The sequence below is a fragment of the Thermincola ferriacetica genome (assembly GCF_001263415.1).
Taxonomy (GTDB): domain Bacteria; phylum Bacillota; class Thermincolia; order Thermincolales; family Thermincolaceae; genus Thermincola; species Thermincola ferriacetica.
This window is the reverse complement of sequence record NZ_LGTE01000016.1, coordinates 12555-31341: the sequence shown is the minus strand read 5'-3', so window position 1 is coordinate 31341 and position 18787 is coordinate 12555. Positions and strand designations below refer to the sequence as shown.

General features: G+C 45.9%; 19 protein-coding genes. 13 read left to right on the top strand and 6 right to left on the bottom strand.

Annotated elements, in window-relative coordinates:
• Positions 1–76: 76 nt before the first annotated feature.
• On the bottom strand, positions 77–946 hold the full coding sequence (locus tag Tfer_RS10615; RefSeq protein WP_052218386.1) for a C-GCAxxG-C-C family protein: 870 nt from the start codon (positions 944–946) through the stop codon (positions 77–79).
• A gap of 464 nt (positions 947–1410) precedes the next feature.
• Between Tfer_RS10615 and rffA the strand changes: the two genes are divergently transcribed.
• Both rffA and Tfer_RS10605 read left to right on the top strand, forming a co-directional pair.
• Positions 1411–2544, top strand: coding sequence for a dTDP-4-amino-4,6-dideoxygalactose transaminase (rffA, locus tag Tfer_RS10610; RefSeq protein WP_052218385.1), 1134 nt, complete (start codon positions 1411–1413; stop codon positions 2542–2544).
• Complete coding sequence (locus Tfer_RS10605) at positions 2537–4318, top strand: hypothetical protein (RefSeq protein WP_052218384.1); 1782 nt, start codon at positions 2537–2539, stop codon at positions 4316–4318. The genes rffA and Tfer_RS10605 overlap by 8 nt, the downstream gene beginning before the upstream one ends.
• Positions 4319–4552: 234 nt before the next feature.
• On the opposite strand, the gene Tfer_RS17135 is transcribed toward Tfer_RS10605, so the two are convergent.
• Together Tfer_RS17135 and Tfer_RS10600 are read right to left on the bottom strand one after the other, a co-directional pair.
• The gene (locus tag Tfer_RS17135) at positions 4553–4687 is read right to left on the bottom strand and encodes a hypothetical protein (RefSeq protein ID WP_282432067.1); all 135 of its coding nucleotides are present in this window, start codon (positions 4685–4687) and stop codon (positions 4553–4555) included.
• Positions 4688–5128: 441 nt separating this feature from the next.
• Positions 5129–7351 (bottom strand): rhodanese-like domain-containing protein, encoded by a 2223-nt coding sequence (locus tag Tfer_RS10600; RefSeq protein ID WP_052218383.1) that lies wholly within the window; start codon positions 7349–7351, stop codon positions 5129–5131.
• A gap of 428 nt (positions 7352–7779) precedes the next feature.
• On the opposite strand from Tfer_RS10600, the gene Tfer_RS10590 reads away from it, so the two are divergent.
• From Tfer_RS10590 to Tfer_RS10555, 8 genes are all read left to right on the top strand, one after another.
• Positions 7780–8520, top strand: a complete 741-nt coding sequence (locus Tfer_RS10590; protein WP_013119402.1) for a glycosyltransferase family 2 protein — start codon at positions 7780–7782, stop codon at positions 8518–8520.
• 29 nt (positions 8521–8549) lie between these two features.
• The gene (locus tag Tfer_RS10585; protein WP_052218381.1) at positions 8550–9779 is read left to right on the top strand and encodes an ATP-grasp domain-containing protein; all 1230 of its coding nucleotides are present in this window, start codon (positions 8550–8552) and stop codon (positions 9777–9779) included.
• Between the two features lie 5 nt (positions 9780–9784).
• Positions 9785–10138 (top strand): EamA family transporter, encoded by a 354-nt coding sequence (locus Tfer_RS10580; RefSeq protein ID WP_052218380.1) that lies wholly within the window; start codon positions 9785–9787, stop codon positions 10136–10138.
• The gene (locus Tfer_RS10575) at positions 10139–10483 is read left to right on the top strand and encodes a DMT family transporter (protein ID WP_013119405.1); all 345 of its coding nucleotides are present in this window, start codon (positions 10139–10141) and stop codon (positions 10481–10483) included.
• Positions 10484–10534: 51 nt separating this feature from the next.
• Positions 10535–11599 (top strand): ABC transporter substrate-binding protein, encoded by a 1065-nt coding sequence (locus Tfer_RS10570; protein WP_052218379.1) that lies wholly within the window; start codon positions 10535–10537, stop codon positions 11597–11599.
• 7 nt (positions 11600–11606) lie between these two features.
• Entirely contained in the window at positions 11607–12377 is a 771-nt protein-coding gene (locus tag Tfer_RS10565; protein ID WP_052218378.1) for an ABC transporter permease, read from the top strand.
• A 9-nt stretch (positions 12378–12386) separates the two neighbouring features.
• On the top strand, positions 12387–13163 hold the full coding sequence (locus tag Tfer_RS10560) for an ABC transporter ATP-binding protein (RefSeq protein ID WP_052218377.1): 777 nt from the start codon (positions 12387–12389) through the stop codon (positions 13161–13163).
• A 171-nt stretch (positions 13164–13334) separates the two neighbouring features.
• On the top strand, positions 13335–14279 hold the full coding sequence (locus Tfer_RS10555; protein ID WP_052218376.1) for a LysR family transcriptional regulator: 945 nt from the start codon (positions 13335–13337) through the stop codon (positions 14277–14279).
• Here Tfer_RS10555 and Tfer_RS10550 read toward each other — a convergent pair.
• The 3 genes from Tfer_RS10550 to Tfer_RS10540 are packed head-to-tail and all read right to left on the bottom strand — an operon-like array spanning position 14250 to position 15674.
• The gene (locus Tfer_RS10550; RefSeq protein ID WP_052218375.1) at positions 14250–14786 is read right to left on the bottom strand and encodes a YeeE/YedE thiosulfate transporter family protein; all 537 of its coding nucleotides are present in this window, start codon (positions 14784–14786) and stop codon (positions 14250–14252) included. The genes Tfer_RS10555 and Tfer_RS10550 overlap by 30 nt on opposite strands.
• A 31-nt stretch (positions 14787–14817) precedes the next feature.
• Complete coding sequence (locus Tfer_RS10545; protein WP_013119411.1) at positions 14818–15042, bottom strand: sulfurtransferase TusA family protein; 225 nt, start codon at positions 15040–15042, stop codon at positions 14818–14820.
• Positions 15024–15674: a YeeE/YedE thiosulfate transporter family protein gene (locus Tfer_RS10540; protein ID WP_052218374.1), complete on the bottom strand. Its 651-nt coding sequence runs from the start codon at positions 15672–15674 to the stop codon at positions 15024–15026. Before Tfer_RS10540 ends, Tfer_RS10545 begins: the two co-directional genes overlap by 19 nt.
• A gap of 259 nt (positions 15675–15933) precedes the next feature.
• Here Tfer_RS10540 and Tfer_RS10535 point away from each other — a divergent pair, with 259 nt between their 5' ends.
• The 3 genes from Tfer_RS10535 to Tfer_RS10525 all read left to right on the top strand — a co-directional run bounded on the left by Tfer_RS10535 (position 15934) and on the right by Tfer_RS10525 (position 18764).
• Complete coding sequence (locus Tfer_RS10535; protein WP_052218373.1) at positions 15934–16806, top strand: C-GCAxxG-C-C family (seleno)protein; 873 nt, start codon at positions 15934–15936, stop codon at positions 16804–16806.
• A gap of 70 nt (positions 16807–16876) precedes the next feature.
• Positions 16877–17389 carry a NapC/NirT family cytochrome c gene (locus tag Tfer_RS10530; RefSeq protein WP_052218372.1) on the top strand — a complete coding sequence of 171 codons (513 nt, stop codon included), beginning with the start codon at positions 16877–16879 and terminating at the stop codon, positions 17387–17389.
• 463 nt (positions 17390–17852) lie between these two features.
• A complete protein-coding gene (locus Tfer_RS10525) occupies positions 17853–18764 on the top strand; it encodes a LysR family transcriptional regulator (RefSeq protein WP_013119415.1) in 912 nt (303 codons plus the stop codon).
• The last annotated feature ends 23 nt before the right edge of the window (positions 18765–18787 follow it).

The following is an 18787-nucleotide window of genomic DNA, read 5'->3' as shown; positions in this document are numbered from 1 at the left end:
AGCCTCCTTTCCTGGTTTTAGGGACTTTTGAAATAAGGGGATGACTGGGTAGCTTTGTTGTTAAATGCCGTGGAACTTATTTTGCCGGTTTCTTTTCATGTGGTTCGTGGCATTGGACACAATCCATCTTGCCGCGGGAGTCTTCGATCAAGCCGCCTTTGCCGTGGCAGGCGCCGCATTCCTGGATGGAAGCGGGATCTGCATAAACGGGTGTGATTTCCCCTTTTTCGAGGTATTGGTTTAATATTTCCACGGCCTTGGCAGCGGTATCACCGCTAAGCCGCGCACACCGCTCGGCCCGTTCGGGGCTGAATGATTTCATACCGGAAGCATTGCACCACATAGATACTGAAACATGACATAATGGCGAGGTGCCGATACTTTGGGGCAGAGGCCCTTTAACTTTCGGTCCGTCAAATTTATTGCTTTGATCGGAGGGAAACTTTGCTTTGGTATACCAGCCCATCAATTCATTGACGGCTTTTTCCAGGGCATCGCCTTTTTTGCCGAGTACCAGGTTCATGGCCATGCATGAGCCGTTTAAGGCTCCACACAAAGTAGACCAGTTCATTACGCCGCCTGCTCCGTAATGAGCCATCTCGACCGGGATAACAGTGTATGGAAACCCGACTTCTTTGGCCAATTCTTCCACAATAGTACTGAAGGTTGTTTCCATGCAGTGAGCATCATCACGGTAGTAATTGTCGTGGGCTTTCCTTCTGACCACTTCAGGATCAAGTTTTTTATACGGCCAGGGCAGCTTGGGAATTTTTACGTCTGGACCGTTTTGAGACGCCTGTTCGGATGCGGACTCTTTCGGAGAAGCCGCGCAGCCGGCCAGACTCAGGCCGCTGAAGCCCACCATGGCGCCGGCAGCAAATTTCCCGGCGTTGACGAGGAAACTTCTTCGGGATAGGTTTTCCAGAAACTTGTTTTTGTCAGACATACGACCACCTCCAGTTTTTTTTAACAAGTTACTCTCGTTCCAGCCATGCGCATTGGCTTGTTATATTTTTCACTTTTATTTTAACATATGGAAAAGCTGTTTTTTTTTACTGAAAGAAACTTTGATAAGGATATAAATTACGCTTATGACTGCCTGGCAGAGAAATATGTACGGAAGCCAAAGTTTCGAAACAATGGTATCACCATTACAGGGACCGACAATGACTTTCAAAATGCAAAAGTTAAGCTTATAATTAATAGAAGGGGCTGCCGGTAATGCAGGGGACAAGGATTTGCCGGTATTGAATGTGCATTCGTGAACAAAACCATCAACTGCTTCAGTTGGCTGAACCGCTGAAAAACAGCGAGTATGGCCAGTACTTGTTGGATTTGGTACGGGCAAAAATGGCGACTGGTTCGAAATTTTAGCCTTACTGTTTTTCAAAAAACCGGAAGGAGCTTGTTATGAAAGTACCGTTTAACATACCGGCTGTTACAGGCAAAGAAACTTATTATATTGCAAAGGCCATAGCCAATAATAAACTGTCGGGTGACGGGGAATTTTCCCGCAAGTGCCATGCCTGGTTGACAGAGAATTGTGGTTGTCTGAAGGCTTTACTGACTACATCGTGTACCCATGCGCTGGAAATGAGTGCTATACTGGCCGGCATCCAGCCAGGGGACGAGGTGATCATGCCCTCTTATACCTTTGTTTCCACGGCCAATGCTTTTGTGCTAAGGGGGGCGAAGATTGTTTTTACAGATATACGTCCGGATACGATGAACATGGATGAAAAACTGATTGAAAGGGCTGTAACGGAGCGGACAAAGGCGATTGTACCCGTGCATTATGCAGGTGTAGCCTGTGATATGGATACTATCATGAAAATTGCCGGGAAACACAATTTGCTTGTCATCGAGGATGCGGCCCAGGCGGTAATGAGTACTTATAAGGGAAAGGCTCTTGGCACGATAGGCCATTTAGGGTGCTATAGTTTCCATGATACCAAAAATTATACCTGCGGCGAGGGGGGAGCCCTTCTAATCAATGACCGGCGCTTTGTTGACCGGGCTGAATATATCAGGGAAAAAGGGACAAACCGGTCCAGTTTTTTGCGCGGAGAAGTGGACAAGTATTCCTGGATAGATGTAGGGTCCTCCTACCTGCCCAGTGAGTTAAATGCTGCTTTCCTATATGCGCAGTTGGAAGAAGCTGAGGCCATTAACAGAGACCGCCTGAAAAGCTGGGAACGTTATTATATCGGCTTAAAGCCTTTAAGGGACAGAGGTGCCATTGAACTGCCCCATATTCCGGACGATTGCAGACATAACGCCAGTATCTTTTATATCAAGGTCCGTGACCTGCAGGAACGCACAGAATTCCTGCAGTACCTGAGAAAGCATGGTGTACAAGGAGCTTTTCATTATGTTCCCTTACACAGCTCTGTGGCTGGGGTAAAATTTGGTCTTTTCAGCGGTGCCGATATTTACACTACCAGAGAAAGTGAACGATTGGTACGGCTGCCTTTATATTACAAAATGGAGAGCAGTCAAGTGGATTATGTAATTCAGGTGGTAAGGAGTTTTTTTGATGTTTAGAAAGCTTCCTCTAAACCCCGACCGGTCTGCTGTCAATAATTTCTTCATAATTTCTCTCTTGGTTTTTTATCCTCTTCTGTTTATCTGGCAGGGGCTTGACTTTACCGATACAGGTTATGTTATCACCAATTATCAGTTGATATTCAGCGATCCGTCAAGTGTGGAGGCCAGTTTCAGGATATGGTTAACAGACATACTGGGAGGCATCTGGGGCTATTTTTTCGGTGATACCCTAGGACTTTTGGGTTACCGGATTGCTGCCGTGCTGCTTGTTTATGCCACCCTTTATTGTTCCTTCAAGATATTACAGCCCTATATTGAGCGGCGATACCTGTATTGGGGGCTTTTCTTGGCCCTTATCTTCATTAACAGGTCCGGTTACCTGTTTAATTACAACAGTTTAACGGCTTTCTTTTATGTTTTGGCCGCCTATTTCTTCATAGACGGATTAAAAAGCAGGGAAAATTTAAAGATTTTTGTGGCCGCTTTTGTGCTGGGCCTGAATATATTTATCCGGCTGCCCAACATACTAGGGTTCTTTCTGGTTATAGCTATTTTTTTCTATGGCTATATCAGGCGCGACCCCATTTCCTCTCAGGTAAAGCAGGCGCTTTTTTTCCTGTCGGGGTACATTGCCGCTGTTTTGCTGACGCTTTTGGCCATTTATTTATTGGGACATCTTGACGGTTACATTGCTGCTTTTAAGGGGACCTTTACCATGCTGAAGGACCCTACGGGACACCATAACAGCGATAAACTCATAAATATATTCCTGCGCCATCATAAAACAATGGCCTATGTAATGGGCTGGATCATCCTGGGCCTTACTGCTGTGGCGTTGGTACTGACTGTAACGGCCAAACTTGGCAGCAGGTTGCTCCAATTTGCGGTTATACTTGCTGCCGCTGCCGCTACACTCTATTACTTTTATGATTTCTGCCTGGATTGGGTGAACATGCTTATGATTACGCTGGGGAGTTTGAATCTTGGCCTGGTTTTGCTTTTGTGGCGAGGGAATTTGACCGGGGCGGGACAGCAGGAATTGCGGCCGGTAGCCCTGGTAGCGCTGTTGATTTTGATTTTGGCTCCCCTGGGTTCCAACGTGGCTCTGAGAAATTCCATATACGGCATGTATTTAGCGATTCCACTGGTCTTTGCTTTTTGTGCAAGAATAAAAGAAATAAAAATTAGCACCGGCCCATTAGGGTTAAGGGTAAATAAAAGCGAATTAAACCTGCTCAAAGCGGTGGCCACCCTGCTCTTTGTTTTCTTCACCCTACAGTCTGCCTATTATTATACTTACCGGGATGCCAGCGACAGGTTTAAAATGGCTTACCCGGTGCAGCACGAAAGGCTGAAAGGGGTTTTTACCACCCGGGAGAGGGCCCAAGTAGTCCAGGAACTGCTGGATGAGCTGCCGCATTACGTAAAAGAGGGCGATTATTTACTGGCTTATGAACAAATTTCCCTGGTTTATTTTTTAACCAAAACGAAACCGTATCTGTACAGCGCATGGCCCATGCTGTACGGGCCAGATAAGTTCAGGGAAGCATTGGAAAAGGCGGAAAAGGAAAGACCCTATTTACCTGTTATTGTTAGGGCGAAAGGGAATACGGAAGATTTTGACTGGCCCAAATCGAAATCACCTTTGGTGCAGACCGTTTATCACGTGGAGAACCGTAAAACAATGGAAAGGTTTATCCGGGAAAAGCAGTATAAAACCGTATGGCAGAACAGCTTTTTTGAAATCCTGACGCCTCCGCCGTACAGATGATGCCGCTCTTGGTAAAACAACCGTTGCTCCGAGGCTACACCTTCCTTTAACCACGGAAGGGCGGGCGGGGTTCTCCGCTACCAAGGAGCTTTAAGCTGCAAACCCTGGCCAGGCAGGCAGTGTTCCCGAACTTGATGGCTCATATTATTTTCAAAAGTCAGTAGTTATAAATGCCGCTGTATAGTGAAGTAACCGTTGCTCCGAGGTTACGGGCGGAGATAGTGTAAACTCCGTTCAGTTGAAATCGCTGAACCCGGCCAAATCGTCGTCCTGACTCAATGGCCGGGTTTCCGGCGTCCGTGCCGGAAACAGCGATTTCAAGCCTTCACTGTCGTTAACACTGTCTATCCACCCTCCACCAAGTCGCAACTTATTACTTTACTATACAGCGGCTTTTTGCTACTTCGTAGAACAGTGCAGAGGTATAGCTTTGAAACAGTATTTTTCATCGTCCAGTGGGCCTTCGCCATCTTCAAACATGCGGGAACCCCCAGCCTGTCTGGCTGCGGTTTTGTGGGCGCAGTCGCTCCTTAACGGTAGCCTGCGAACCCTACACCCTTCCGTTGTCAGGTAGATGCTGTACCGGTGAGGCAACCGTTGTTTCGTAGTTGCAGGTAGCCGCTATGGAGGTAAAACAATAAGTTTCAACTTGGCGGAGGGCGGCAAGCCTGTTTTAACAAAAGTGAGGGCGTGAAATCACTGTTTCCGGCCTAATGCTGAAAACCCGGCCGTGAGTCTCGGATGACGATTTGGCCGGGTTTCAGCAATTTCAACTTAACAGAGTTTTTGACTAGGGATTAACGTTTCTGACTAGGGATTAACGCCCTGCTTTACTTCATAACCTTTGGAACCGGCATAAGGTTTAACGGCGCCCATACCGGCTGTCTTGTCATTCCAGCCCATAGTACCGAACTTGAGAACGGTGGCGTCATAGCCGAGCTGGTTGAGCAGCATGGCGGTATAGCTGGCCGTGTGGCCGGTGTAGCAGATAACGACAATCTTCTTATCTTTGGGCAGTTTTTTCAGGTTTTCTTCTTTTGCAATAGCTTTGAAGCCAATGTTAATGGCACCGGGAACATGTCCCTTGGCATAATCTTCGGGGCTCTGGATACTGAGCAGGAAATATTTGCTGGGATCGGCTTTCACGTCTTCCGGGTTAACAGTGGCAGGTTTACCGGAGTTGAGGAAAGCGTTGGTCGCTGCGATGATGATATCCTCTTGTGCTTCATAACCGGTAATTACCTTGGGAAGTTCGTTAACAGTTGCCGCAACGGCCTTAGTCTCTACTTCGTAACCCTTGGAACCGGCGTAAGGCTTAACGGCGCCCATACCGGCAGTCTTATCATTCCAGCCCATGGTACCGAACTTGAGTACAGTGGCGTCGTAACCCAACTGGTTCAGGAACATAGCGGTATAGCTGGCCGTGTGGCCGGTGTAGCAGATAACGACAATTTTTTTGTTTTTCGGCAGTTTAGCCAGGTTTTCCTTTTTGGCTATCTGCTTAAAAGGAATGTTAATAGCGCCGGGCACGTGTCCCTTGGCATAGTCTTCAGCGCTCTGGATACTTAAAAGGAAGTACTTGTTAGGATTAGCCTTAACGTCCTCCGGGTTAACGGTTGCCACAAAGTTGGCAGCATTTAAGAACTTATCGGCAGCGGCGGCAATTACTGCAAAGTCATTGCTGGTGTTTACTTCATATCCTTTGGAACCGGGGTAAGGCTTCACAGTACCTAAACCTGCGGTCTTATCGTTCCAGCCGGCAGTACCGTATTTGAGAACGGTAGCATCATAACCAAGCTGGTTGAGCAGCATGGCGGTGTAGCTGGCCGTATGACCGGTATAGCAAATAACTACAATCTTCTTATCTTTGGGCAGTTTTTTCAGGTTTTCTTCCTTGGCGATTGCTTTGAAAGGAATATTGATAGCGCCGGGCACGTGCCCCTTGGCGTAATCTTCAGCGCTCTGGATGCTGAGCAGGAAGTAGCTCTTGTCGCCTTTCTTGATGGCGTCGTAAAGGGCTTCCGGACTAATGGTTGCAGCTTTGCCGGAATTAAGGAATGTATCAGTGGCGTTGATGATTATGTCATCTACGGAAGATGTACTTGTTTTTGTTGCCGGCAGTTCATTGGTTGTTGCAGCAACAGGAGTTGTTTCTACCTCGTAACCCTTGGAACCGGGGTAAAGTGCAACGGTACCCATCCCGGCAGTCTTGTCATTCCAGCCTTCGGTACCGTACTTGAGAACGGTGGCGTTGTAGCCGAGCTGATTTAAAAACATAGCGGTATAGCTAGCGGTATGGCCGGTGTAGCAGATAACCACAATCTTCTTATCTTTGGGTAGTTTAGCCAGATTTTCCTTTTTGGCTATTTCCTTAAAAGGAATGTTAATGGCGCCGGGTACGTGTCCTTTGGCGTAATCTTCACGGCTTTGGATGCTGAGCAGGAAGTAGCTCTTATCTCCTTTTTTGATGGCGTCGTAAAGGGTTTCCGGGTTAATGGTTGCCGCAAAGGTTTCCGCATTCAGGGCTTTGTCAGCGGCTTTGGCGATCAGGGCAAAATCAGTAGGCCTGTCAAAGGTTATTGGAATAGACTGGGTAGCCGGGTCCCAACTGACAGTAGCGCCTAAGTTTTCCGCTACAAACCTGGCAGGAAGCATTGTCCGACCGTTTATAATTTGCGGCGCAACATCAGTGTTTTTGCTGGCTCCATTGACAATGGTAGCCGTTTTGCCAATCCATAGTTCAACGGTCTTGTCCAGTACCTTGACAGTAACCTTTTGTTCGGCGGCTGCCCATTCAACTGTGCCGCCCATGGTTTCGACAATTGCTCTAATTGGTACAAGCGTTCTCCCTTTAACAATAACGGGTTTTGTACCCCTGCCCGGGTCAACTTCCTGAGCGGCATTGCCCACAGTAAATTTTGGGTCGCCGATTTTCAGTACCATGGTTTTCGTTTCTGCAAAGGCAGGCGCTGCCAAAGTCAGACACAATACCAGAGTTAATGCCAGGAAAATGGCGCTGTAGCGTTTTTTCATCTTTCATCCCTCCGTTTTTTAATTGATTTTTAAAACAGGTAGTTTTTCCCTTTTCCCGTTTACCACCTCCGGGTTGGCAACTTTTAGCATTCGACAATTATAAATATTATTAGTAACTGCAGGAAAAATTTCCTGCCAGTTAATTAAAGTTGTAATTTTCAATAAATTACAGGAATATTCCTTGGTCAGAATGAGATCTATTTTATATAAAATGGATAACGACAGTGATTTCAAGCTACCAGACAAAACTTTCCTAAATATTTAATTTCTTAGTATATTAGTAATAGGAATTACTCACAAATCAGGAAAACAAATTAATTATTTTTAAACTTAAAAGGAATTACGTGATTTTTTGTTGAAATACAGTGGATATTGGCTGAGGACCGGGCTAAAACAACGGGAATTTTTAGGCAGGAGCAGGTTTTGTTATGGAAGTCACATACTCTGTGGTCATTCCTGTATACAACGCAAAAAAAACTTTGCCGGAATTGCTGCAGTTGTTGGGAACATTTTTCGAGGATAAATTGAGGAAGTCTTATGAAATCATCCTTGTAGATGATTACAGCCTCGATAATTCGTGGGCTAAAATTTTGGAATTGGCGGCCCGGGACTCCCGGATAAAAGCGGTTAAACTTGCCGGGAACTTCGGACAGCATAATGCTATTGTATGCGGTCTGCATTACTGTCGCGGGGAGTATGTCATTACCATGGATGACGACCTTCAACACAATCCCGACGATATTTTAAAACTTATTAATAAAATGGAGGAAACCAGAGCAGATGCAGTTATAGCAAAGCTGACGGAGAAAAAGCATGGTTGGTTGAAACGTCTGGCCAGCGACTTAAACAGGAAATTAGCGGAAATTGCCATAAACAAGCCAAAAGGACTTTACCTGTCTTCTTTCCGTTTAATTAAGAGGCAGGTTGTTGACGGGATGCTGGAAATAGATTTTCCATACCCCTATATACCGGCGCTTATATTTCGGGTAACTGCCAATGTGGTCAACGCCGATGTGGAACACCGGCCGCGAAAATACGGAGCCAGCAATTATTCCGCGTATAAGATGTTTAAACTTGCCGGACAATTGACCATTAACAACCGGTTGATTATGAAACTGATAAGAAAGGATAAACCGGCCTATATAGTGGAAAAAGTGATAAACTTGTAATGTCGCATTATTTTAAGGAGGAAAACTATTTGGGCAAAAAAGTTCTGGTACTGGGTGGAGGGTTGTTGCAAATTCCCCTGATCCTGAAAGCCAGGGAGCAAGGGTATCAGGTATATCTTTCTGACTATTACCCTGACCCGCCCGGGAAAAAATACAGCCATACCGCCAGGCAAATAAGTACTTTTTCCGTTGAGGACAACTATAGGTATGCCCTGGAAGAAAACATTGACTACATTATGACCATCGGCACAGACCAACCGGTATATACTGCGGCGGCTGTTTCGGAACGACTTGGGTTACCTTTTCCCATCACGGAAGAACAGGGGAAAAGCGTAACCAATAAACTTTATATGAAAGCAAAAATGGCTGAACACGGGATTCCCACACCAAGTTTTAAAGTGTTTGCAAGGTTTTCCGAATTTTCGCCGGACGGTTTGCGATACCCGCTGGTGATGAAACCTGTAGACAGTCAGGGCCAGCGGGGGATATTTGTTCTCGAAGGAAGAGAAGACCGGGCAGAGCTAAAAGAGAAGTTCGCTCTTGCCCGGCAGTTCAGCCTGACCAAAACGGTGATTGTGGAGGAGTTTTATCCCGGTGATGAGATTACGGTAAATTGCTGGGTTAAAGATGGACAGGCTTTTAATTTGTTAATTACCGACCGGCTGCATTTTGACGACAGCATTGCTTTGGGTGTCTGTAAGCAACAGCGTTATCCATCCAGAAGAGCCCGTGGACGGCAAAAAGAAATTGACGGCATTGTGCAGAACCTGGTTAATGCTTTTGGAATTAAAGACGGGCCTTTATATATTCAAATGGTAGTTGGCACTGAGGGAAGTAAAATAATTGAATTTGGTTACCGGATAGGAGGTGGGTTTGAATCGGAAACTATTCCCCAGGTAACAGGAGTTGATATTCTTGATTTATATTTCACCCTGGTCACCGAGGGGAAAAATTTATTCGAACCAGGGCAGGTCAGGGAGAAAGCCAGGTTAGGTTCAATTTTCTTTATGTTTGCACAGCCCGGGGTGGTTGAGAAGATTTCAGTTCCACAGGATTTTGCCGGCTATCATGGCCGGATATTTGTAAAAGAGGGAAAACAAATCGCCAAAATAGAAAACGCTACTTCCAGGGTGGGCTGTTTTGATTTTTATACCGATAACCCGGAGGAGTATTACCGGTTCATAAAAAGGTTTGATGCGGAGTTAGCCTTTTATGATAAAAATAACAGAGACCTTCTAATTCACAATATATGGGAGTAAGGACCATGTCCCGTCAAAATAAGCAGGGTTATTATTTAATATTGCTGCCTTTGTTCCTCATGGTATTTGGGCAGATTATGTCAAAAATGGGTTCGTCTTATGAGTCCCTGTTTAATGTATTTGTGGTTTTGGGCTACGCAGCTCTCTTGCTCAGGGGCCTGGTGTGGCTTTTCATCCTGAAAAGACTGCCTGTATCTTTCGCTTACCCGATGATGAGCCTTTCTTTTGTATTAATTCTGGTAGCTTCGTATTTTGTTTTCGGGGAAACAATTACTTTGTATAAACTTCTGGGCAGTTTACTTATCATTGCCGGTGTTATTTTTACTTCATTAGGCGGGTTTAAGGGAGAAGGGTCTTAAATGGGCTATGTCTATATTGCTTTTATGGTCCTGGCTACTACAGCCGGGCAGCTTTTGCTGAAAAAAGGCGCCGACAAAATTCAATGGCAGGGCAACATGGCAGCCGTTGCCAGGACGCTTTTCAACAGGTTTACTGTGCCGGCTGTTTTATTGGTGCTGATTACCCCGGTTTTTTACATCCTGGCCCTCAGGGAACTGGAGCTTTCGATAGCTTTCGCCTTTACCGGGCTGAACTACCTTTTGGTCAGCCTGGGCGGGAAAATCTTTTTCGGAGAAAAACTTACCAGGTTTCACTATCTTGGGATAGCCTGCATATGCCTCGGTTTGAGCATCATCCAACTTTGACTGTTGAAGACTAAAAAGTTGAGTTAAGATTTTACAGGGAGGCGATAGAAATTGAAAAAAATAACCGGATTTTTGATAGCGCTGCTCTTGATATTGTCCGTACTCTTTGTTGCGGGATGTACGACCTCCAAAAGGAGCCAAAATCAGGCAGCCGGCTATTCGGGCGAAAAAATTCGCATTGCTATACAATATGGCCTTGGCTATGCGCCGGTGCAAATTGTGAAGGAAAAGAAACTGATTGAAAAGTACCTGCCGGGGGCTCAGGTGGAATGGAAACAGATGGGTGGGGAAATGATCAGAGAGGCTATGGTTTCCGGCGACCTGGATATTGGGTTTACGGGGCAGACGCCCTTCTGGATAGCATGGGATAAAGGCGCTGACTGGAAGATATGTACAGCCCTCGGGACTGCGCCCCTGGGTCTGGTGACCTACCGCGAGGATTTAAAGTCATTAAAGGACTTTAAGATAGGAGATAAGATAGCGACCCCCTATTCCGGCAGTATTCAACATATGCTGTTGGCCATGGCCGCGGAAAAGGAACTGGGCAACCCCAAAGCCATGGACAAAAACCTGGTGTCTATGCAGCACCCTGATGCAGCTACTGCCGTGGTAAGCAAAAGGGCTATTGCCGCCCATTTTTCTGCTCCGCCGTACTTGTATGAGGAGTTAGATACACCGGGAGTGGAACTTGTTTTAAACGGGGAAGATGCCTTTGGCGGCGAGTTTGGTTTTTTGGTGGGTTCGGCAACCAGGGATTTTCATGATAACCATCCTACGGCTTATGCGGCCTTTGTCATGGCCATGGATGAGGCAATTACCTTCATTAATAACAGTCCCGAGGAAGCAGCCAAGATCCTGGCCCCTAGCTACAAGATGCCGGCGGAGAAAGTGGAAAAATATCTTACCTGGCCGGGCACCAACTATACTTCCACTCCGTACGGGTTATTGGGATTTGCCGAGTTTATGAAAAAAGCGGGATATATCAGTAAGGTGCCCAAAAGTTTGGATGAAGTTTGCTGGGAGAATGTTACAGCAGCCATCGGCAAAAAGTCTGGCGGCTTATCTCCTGTAGAAAAGGCTCAATATCGGGACAGCAACAAAAATAATAAGAGGTAGTAATAGCATGAGGGAAATTTTTCGGAAAAGGATATTATTTATCATCATTTTGTTAGGATTGTGGGAAGCAACGGCTCTTACGGGCATATTTCCCCGGATGATGTTCCCTACCCTGGGCAGCATCTGGCAGGCCTTTAAAAGCGGGATTTTCGGTGGGGAATTAATTGATAACGCAAGTTTTTCCTTGTATTTAATTATCATAGGTCTGGTCATCTCCGTGTTCCTGACTATAATTTTATCTACTGTGGCGATAATGTCCAGGACCTTTGATGACTTCATTAATACGGCAGTGGCGGTAATGGACCCTTTGCCCGGTATCGCCCTTCTCCCCTTGGCCATTCTATGGTTTGGAACGGGGCAAAAGGCTATAATATTTATTATTGTCCATTCTACATTATGGCCTATGATATTAAATACAGTTACCGGTTTTAAAACAGTACCCCCCATTTATAAAGAAGTGGGAGAAAATATCGGCCTGCGAGGGCCCAGGTTGGTGCTGGGCATTATGGTACCGGCTGCCTTTCCCTACCTTTTGACAGGGGTTAAAATTGGGTGGTCTAGAGCATGGCGGGCTTTGATAGCGGCGGAAATGGTTTTCGGTACGGCCGGTGTCAGCGGCGGCCTTGGCTGGTACATATATCAGCAGAGGTATCTGATGGATATTTCAGGCGTATTTGCTGCGTTAGTGGTAATAGTAATAATCGGTATACTTGTTGAAGATTTGTTATTCGGCTATATTGAAAAGAAAACCATCAAACGATGGGGAATGACGGTGTGAGGTTGAGATATGGCAGTAAATCATTTGGAAATAAAAAACGTGACAAAAGTATATACCAACAGGCAGCAACAGATAGTGGCCCTGGATAAAATAAGTTTTGAAATTGATGAGGGGGAATTATTGTGTATTTTGGGGCCCTCGGGATGCGGCAAATCAACACTTTTACGGTGTATTGCCGGTTTCGAACAGGTGACAGAAGGGGAAATACTGGTTGGCGGTCGGCCCGTGGATAAACCGGGGCCGGACCGAACCATGGTATTTCAGGGCTTCGACCAATTGCTCCCGTGGAAAACGGTGCTGGAAAACGTGGAATACCCATTAAGGGTAAACAAACTGGGTTCTCCTACGGAACGAAGGGAACGGGCGGCAGAATTTCTGGAACTTGTAGGGCTCAGTGAATTTAAAGATAACTATCCGCACCAGTTGTCAGGGGGCATGAAGCAGCGGGTCGCCATTGCCCGGGCGTTGGCTCTAAAACCAAAAGTATTGTTGATGGATGAGCCCTTTGCCAGCCTGGATGCGCAAACCAGGACTGTCTTGCAGACAGAATTAATCGGTATCTGGGAAAAATTCCGTCCCACCATAATTTTTATTACCCATAATATTCAGGAAGCAATTATTCTTGGCAGTAAGATAGCCGTGATGAGCAAGCGTCCCGGTACTATTAAAAAAATTATTACCAACCAACTGGGCAGACCGCGATTTGTGGGCTACCCCGGTTTTGACGAAATGTGGCAGGAACTCCATGCCCTGCTGGATTATAATCGCATCATGCCTTCGGCATAACAAACTAAGGCTGTAAGGTTTTGCACCTTGCAGCCTTTCAGTTTCCCGGTAATGAGCAATATTACCATCCATGATGGCGCTATAATGTAATACTATGACCGGGTAGTCGGTGCAGGTGCTATAATAAACAGAGGGAAATTGTTAATTTGTTTGCGAAAGAGGTCATTTCTTATGTACCTTTCCCAATTGGAACTGCTATGTGAAGTGGTAAGGGTAAAAAGTTTTTCCAAAGCCGCAAAGCTTCTTAACCTGGGAGAGTTTTTCCTGAGGAATCAAATAGCTGCCGTAGAGAACTACTATGGCGTTCAGATATTTGAACGGGATACCGGCGAGGTTGTTTTGACTGAAATAGGAGAGGAAGTAGTCCGCCATGCCAGGGAAATCATAAAAATGCATAATGCCCTGGAAAAGAAGATAGACAGCTACCAGGAAGCTGAGAATAATAGAATAATTATCGGTGCAAGCCATACGGTGAGCAATTATGTGCTGCCCTGCATTTTATGGAATTTTCAGGAAAAGTACCCGTTAACCCGGGTAGACATGCAGGTCCATCATTCCCAAACAGTATTGTCCTTATTAAAAAAGGGTAAAATTCACCTGGCTGTTGTGGAAGAGGATGCGGTAATTGAAGACATGGACAAATACGTTATTTACCCTGTTTCTGATGATGAACTATTGGTTATAGCTCCTTATGAACTGCCGTGGATCGGAAAAAATTCAATCAGTTGGGAAGAATTGAGCAAGGCCGCGCTGATTGTTCCCTGTGAGGGTTCCGGAATAAGGAGGGTCTTCGAAAATACACTGAATTCTAAAGGGATTGCTTTAAATCAGTTAGTGGTGAAAAAAGAAGTGGACAGTATGAACGCACTCAAGATGGCAGTGGAAGCGGGAGTAGGTTTAGCCATATGTACCAGGATAGCTGTGGGGAAAGAAATCCATACCCGCCGGCTGCATCCCCTGAGGATAGAAGGAGAGGCCATTAAATTTCATTATGTTTTGATTTATCGTGATGATTCGGTTTTGAACAGCGCCGGCAAGAGGTTTATCCGGATGTTGATGGATTCGGGCAGTCCCCCTTCCTGCCGGTTATCTGGTTCGCATAAAGAAATATTTTAGGACCATGCTTCCGGCCAGGGCGCCGAAGAATAAAAATATTCCAGCAATCCATCCGTGCAGCGATTGTGAGGCGATACCGCCAACTACTGCTCCGATGTTGCAGCCGGCTGCCAGTCTGGCGCCGTAGCCCATCAAAATTCCGCCGGTTAAACCCAATACAAGCTGGCGATATCCTCGGGGCAGCTTAATACGAAACTGAGCAGCCAGGGCAGAAGCAAAAAGGACCCCGGTGATTACGCCCAGATTAAGAATTGTTTCTTCACTAAAAAACGGATGTTTGGACAGGAAATTATAATCGGCTTCTTTTAAATAATCAACCCATTTTTCGGGATGCCCTCCCAGGAGAGCCCATATGCGCATTCCCCAGTCGGTGATGGTGCTGGTAACCCCCCAGGGTTTGTAAATAGCTGTAAGCAGGATATTTAATAAAGCCAGCAGTATGCCGCCGACCCAATCAGGCCAGAAGCTCCCGAGCAGCCATTTTAAATCGAATTGTTTACTTTTCATAGTAGCTCACTACCTAACAAGTGGGTTTTTGTTATTTCTTGGTAATAGTAACCAACCAAATTCCTTGGCCGGTTTCGTCAAGCTCATAATTATGTCCCTGGTCTTCGCACCATTTTATTATGTTGCGGACGCTTTGGTTGAAATCAACTTCTATTAGCAGTACGTCGCCTGAATTCATTTGTTCCAATTCGGCCTGGGTCTTAAACAGGGGGAAAGGACAGACTTCGCCCAGCAGGTCTAACTTTTTTTGCGCCATTTTTGCCACTCCTTTGCCGTGAAAAACTTCTTCTCCAATATTAAGGTTATAAAATAAATGGAAGTTAGAATTATTATTGCCGCCAGTATGCTGTTTATCCAGCCAAAAACATCAGGCAAAAACACTGGCTCATGGGTAATAAAATTTCTTTTCCACCAGGAGAAATGGTATGCGCCGAAGGTAGAACCAACCATTACGGCTATAAGCACGGGAATAAAAATTATAAAACCTTCGCCAATTCTCTGCAAACTGCCGGCGGCACAGCCACCGGCCAGGACCATACCCAGGCCAAAAAGAAAACCGCCGACGACTGTATGCAATCCGAAGGAATGGAACCGGCCGGGAATGACCTGACCGTGGAAATGAGCGTGAGCCTGCAGCAGACTGATACCGGCCAGGGAAATAATGATCATGAGAATTACAGCCCTGGCCAAACTGTAATTGCGAAAAAGGAAAAGGTTTTGGTACGCGGCGGCGAAGCATATTCCGGAGCGGTACAATACAAAGCCCAGGGCTATTCCAATCAACCACAGATAAACAAGCTTGGGCTGGACAAAATATAACTTTATGCCGAAAACTAAAATCGCCAAACCGGTTGCCAAAGCTAATTTTGATTGTGAAAACCGTTTCAAGTAAGCCACCTCCAAAAAATTGAGGAAAGGGTAGCTTTTTATAAATTAGCTTTTTGGGTACAAATATCCTCTTTTTTGTCGAAATATGACGAAAATATTTATCAGCAACTTTGATGGGGGTATAAAGTAATACTATAGCATCTGTCCAATAAACAGTGTTATAATTAAAGCGAGAATTAATAAATATTATTATGGGTTTCGTAAAGATTTTCCGCTTATACTAAATTTTACTCTAAAAATAATGATAAGGGGGATAATTATGTTGGAGCAGAAAGAAAAAGAACAAGTGCATGAGAACGAGAAAGTTGTCACAAGGAGGAAGTTTTTACTTACAGCCGGTGCGTTGGCTACAGGGCTTATTGCCACCGGTATTACCGGCTGCAGCACATCGGAGCCGGCGAAAACTGCCGCTACCGGCAATACTGATGCTGCCGAAACCAAGACAAACACCAACGGTCCGGCCCCGGCGCTGCCCTGGAAGTACAAGAAGATCGATGTTGATAAGGTAAGGAAAAGGGGTTACGAAAACTATTTCAAATATGGCTGCATGTATGCCGCAGCTTCCGCACTGCTCACCACTTTGGCTGAAGATAACGGGACTCCCTGGGATACCATTCCGCTGGATATGTTCCAGTACGGAGCGGCTGGCGCATACGGTTGGGGAACTCTGTGCGGTGCGCTCAATGGTTCTCTGGCTGTTATCAACCTGGCATCTGCCAAACACGCTGAAATCGGAAACGAATTAATCGGCTGGTATACCAAGTTCCCATTTCCGTCCAATAAACATGAGGCATACTGCCATTTCAAAAATCAGGTTACTACCGTATCTGATTCTCCTCTTTGCCATGTTTCTGTCAGCAAATGGGCCGCTGCGGCCGGCGCCAGGATTAACGAGAAGGCGAAAAAAGACCGCTGCGCCAAACTGTCCGGCGATACTGCGGCGCGGGCAGCGGAATTATTAAACGAAGCCCTCGAAAAAGGCGCTATTGTGGCCACATACAAGGTTCCTGATGAGTTTTCACATTGTATGTCCTGTCACCAGAGTGAAAAGAGCTTGCTGGACAACGAACAAGGAAAGATGGATTGTTTGTACTGCCATGGCGATCATACCAAGACCGGTAAGAAACAGTAATCGGCGAAAAATTTTGCATTTGTGTTGATGTTGAGATAAAGACCAATTTGTGGCAGAGGGGGGATAGCGTGTGGATAACCCGAAAAAGCTCCGGCTTATCATTATAATTGCGGCCGTTGTTATAGCGGCAGTAAGCATAGGAGCAGTTGAGTATACTTCACAGACGGGGTTTTGCAATAGCTGTCATGAGATGAATGAAACTTATGCCGGCTGGCAGACCGGGATCCATAGTGGAGAGCACTGTTACGGATGTCATACTGACGAAGGAATCATTGCTAAAGCAAAAGTTAAGGTTAACGGTCTGCGCGAAGTGTACATCCACTTAACTGAGGAAGTAAACATGGACAAAGTAGTTGCCGATGTTCCTGACCGCAGGTGCGCTAAGTGCCATGACTTTACAGGTGATAAGTACAAAAATACTGTGCCGGGACAAAGAATCGCAGCATTCCATGCCCAGCACAAGGAGTATAAGTTTGATTGTTTAACCTGCCACAGAACGGTGGGGCATACCAAAGAGGGCTTCGTTGGATTTATTGATTCCTGTAAAGCCTGTCATTTAGCCCAAAAAACAGCCAGTAAATAAGTAGGTAGGAAAATAGGAGGGCATATTATTCTTCCGCTCAACGGACGAAATCTCCTCCGGCAGCCGCTCCCACTGTGTGGATTGCGGGCCGGAGGACGATTTTAGTTTCCGCTCCAGAATAATATGCCCTCTTGATGTGAGGTTTGCCGGGCAAACCAACCTTTGCACCCCCGAGCGCAGCGAGAGGGGTTTTTTGAATATTTGTCAGAACCACGGAGTACACAGAGGACACGGAGAATTAATTGGAAAAGCTCTGTGCTCTCTGGGCCCTCTGTGGTGATTTTTTTTAAACCGTAAATTGCGGTAAAAAGAACATTTTAGTGTAACGAACTCTCTGTGGCAAACGGTTTTCGCCCGTAGCTTTGAAGCAAGTGATGATTCATCGTTGCGGCGGTAACCGATTGTATATCTTTGTCTCTTAGTCTATAATAAAAGTAATATTTAATTATAAAGGGGTTTTATTATGAACCTGAGCCAGTTCGAATTGCTTTGCGAGGTTGCCCGGGTCAAGAGTTTTTCCAAAGCGGCCAAGCTCCTGCACTTAAGCCAGCCGGCAGTCAGCGCCCAGATTAACTCTATTGAAGACTTTTACGGCACCCAGCTTTTTGAACGGAGCAGCAGCGGTGTTACCCTGACGGAAGCGGGAAAAATCGTTTATAGTTATGCCAAGGAAATTCTGAAACTGCACGAAGCGTTGGAAAAAGAAGTTGATGCTCTGTTAAGAACGGAAAACCAGAAGCTGGTCATCGGGGCCAGTTCTAATGTGGGTAATTATGCTTTACCCTGTACTATCTGGACTTTTAAGGAAAAATATCCTTCAGCTGAAATTCAGCAGGTGGTAAATAATACGGACACTATACTGAACATGTTAAAAAACGATCAAATAGACATAGCTATTCTGGAAGAACCCATGTCCAATTTTACAGACGATTTCGTTACCCGGACGGTTTCCAACGATGAATTGCTGGTCATTGCTCCTCCCCGTGAGCCCTGGATAAACCGTACCACGATCACGCTACATGAATTGAAAAAGGCGCCGTTAATTATGCGGGAGAAAGGTTCCGGCATCCGGCGTATTTTTGAGGAAGCGCTGGCTTCCTGGGGGCTGAAGCTGGACGAATTTAACGTAAAAGCGGAAATGAGCAGTATCAATGCCATTAAATCCACCGTTGAGGCCGGACTTGGTTTGTCCATCAGCAGCCGCATTGCCTGCCGGACAGCTATTCGGGCCGGGTTGATTCACCCGCTGACCATTGAGGGCAAATCCATTAAGATTAATTACCAGTTAGTGTTTAAGACGAAGAAACCCTTTAATATAACAGGTAAGAGGTTTATCCGGTTTCTGGCCGGGCCCGGTGACCCGCTGTTCTGCTAGCTGTTTTTTGGTTTGTAGTCCCA

Excerpts from the sequence above, each read along its gene's own strand:
- Tfer_RS10615 (WP_052218386.1), bottom strand. The coding sequence starts at position 946 with ATGTCTGACAAAAACAAGTTTCTGGAAAACCTATCCCGAAGAAGTTTC.
- rffA (WP_052218385.1), top strand. The coding sequence starts at position 1,411 with ATGAAAGTACCGTTTAACATACCGGCTGTTACAGGCAAAGAAACTTAT.
- Tfer_RS10605 (WP_052218384.1), top strand. The coding sequence starts at position 2,537 with ATGTTTAGAAAGCTTCCTCTAAACCCCGACCGGTCTGCTGTCAATAAT.
- Tfer_RS10600 (WP_052218383.1), bottom strand. The coding sequence starts at position 7,351 with ATGAAAAAACGCTACAGCGCCATTTTCCTGGCATTAACTCTGGTATTG.
- Tfer_RS10590 (WP_013119402.1), top strand. The coding sequence starts at position 7,780 with ATGGAAGTCACATACTCTGTGGTCATTCCTGTATACAACGCAAAAAAA.
- Tfer_RS10580 (WP_052218380.1), top strand. The coding sequence starts at position 9,785 with ATGTCCCGTCAAAATAAGCAGGGTTATTATTTAATATTGCTGCCTTTG.
- Tfer_RS10575 (WP_013119405.1), top strand. The coding sequence starts at position 10,139 with ATGGGCTATGTCTATATTGCTTTTATGGTCCTGGCTACTACAGCCGGG.
- Tfer_RS10565 (WP_052218378.1), top strand. The coding sequence starts at position 11,607 with ATGAGGGAAATTTTTCGGAAAAGGATATTATTTATCATCATTTTGTTA.
- Tfer_RS10560 (WP_052218377.1), top strand. The coding sequence starts at position 12,387 with ATGGCAGTAAATCATTTGGAAATAAAAAACGTGACAAAAGTATATACC.
- Tfer_RS10555 (WP_052218376.1), top strand. The coding sequence starts at position 13,335 with ATGTACCTTTCCCAATTGGAACTGCTATGTGAAGTGGTAAGGGTAAAA.
- Tfer_RS10550 (WP_052218375.1), bottom strand. The coding sequence starts at position 14,786 with ATGAAAAGTAAACAATTCGATTTAAAATGGCTGCTCGGGAGCTTCTGG.
- Tfer_RS10545 (WP_013119411.1), bottom strand. The coding sequence starts at position 15,042 with ATGGCGCAAAAAAAGTTAGACCTGCTGGGCGAAGTCTGTCCTTTCCCC.
- Tfer_RS10535 (WP_052218373.1), top strand. The coding sequence starts at position 15,934 with ATGTTGGAGCAGAAAGAAAAAGAACAAGTGCATGAGAACGAGAAAGTT.
- Tfer_RS10525 (WP_013119415.1), top strand. The coding sequence starts at position 17,853 with ATGAACCTGAGCCAGTTCGAATTGCTTTGCGAGGTTGCCCGGGTCAAG.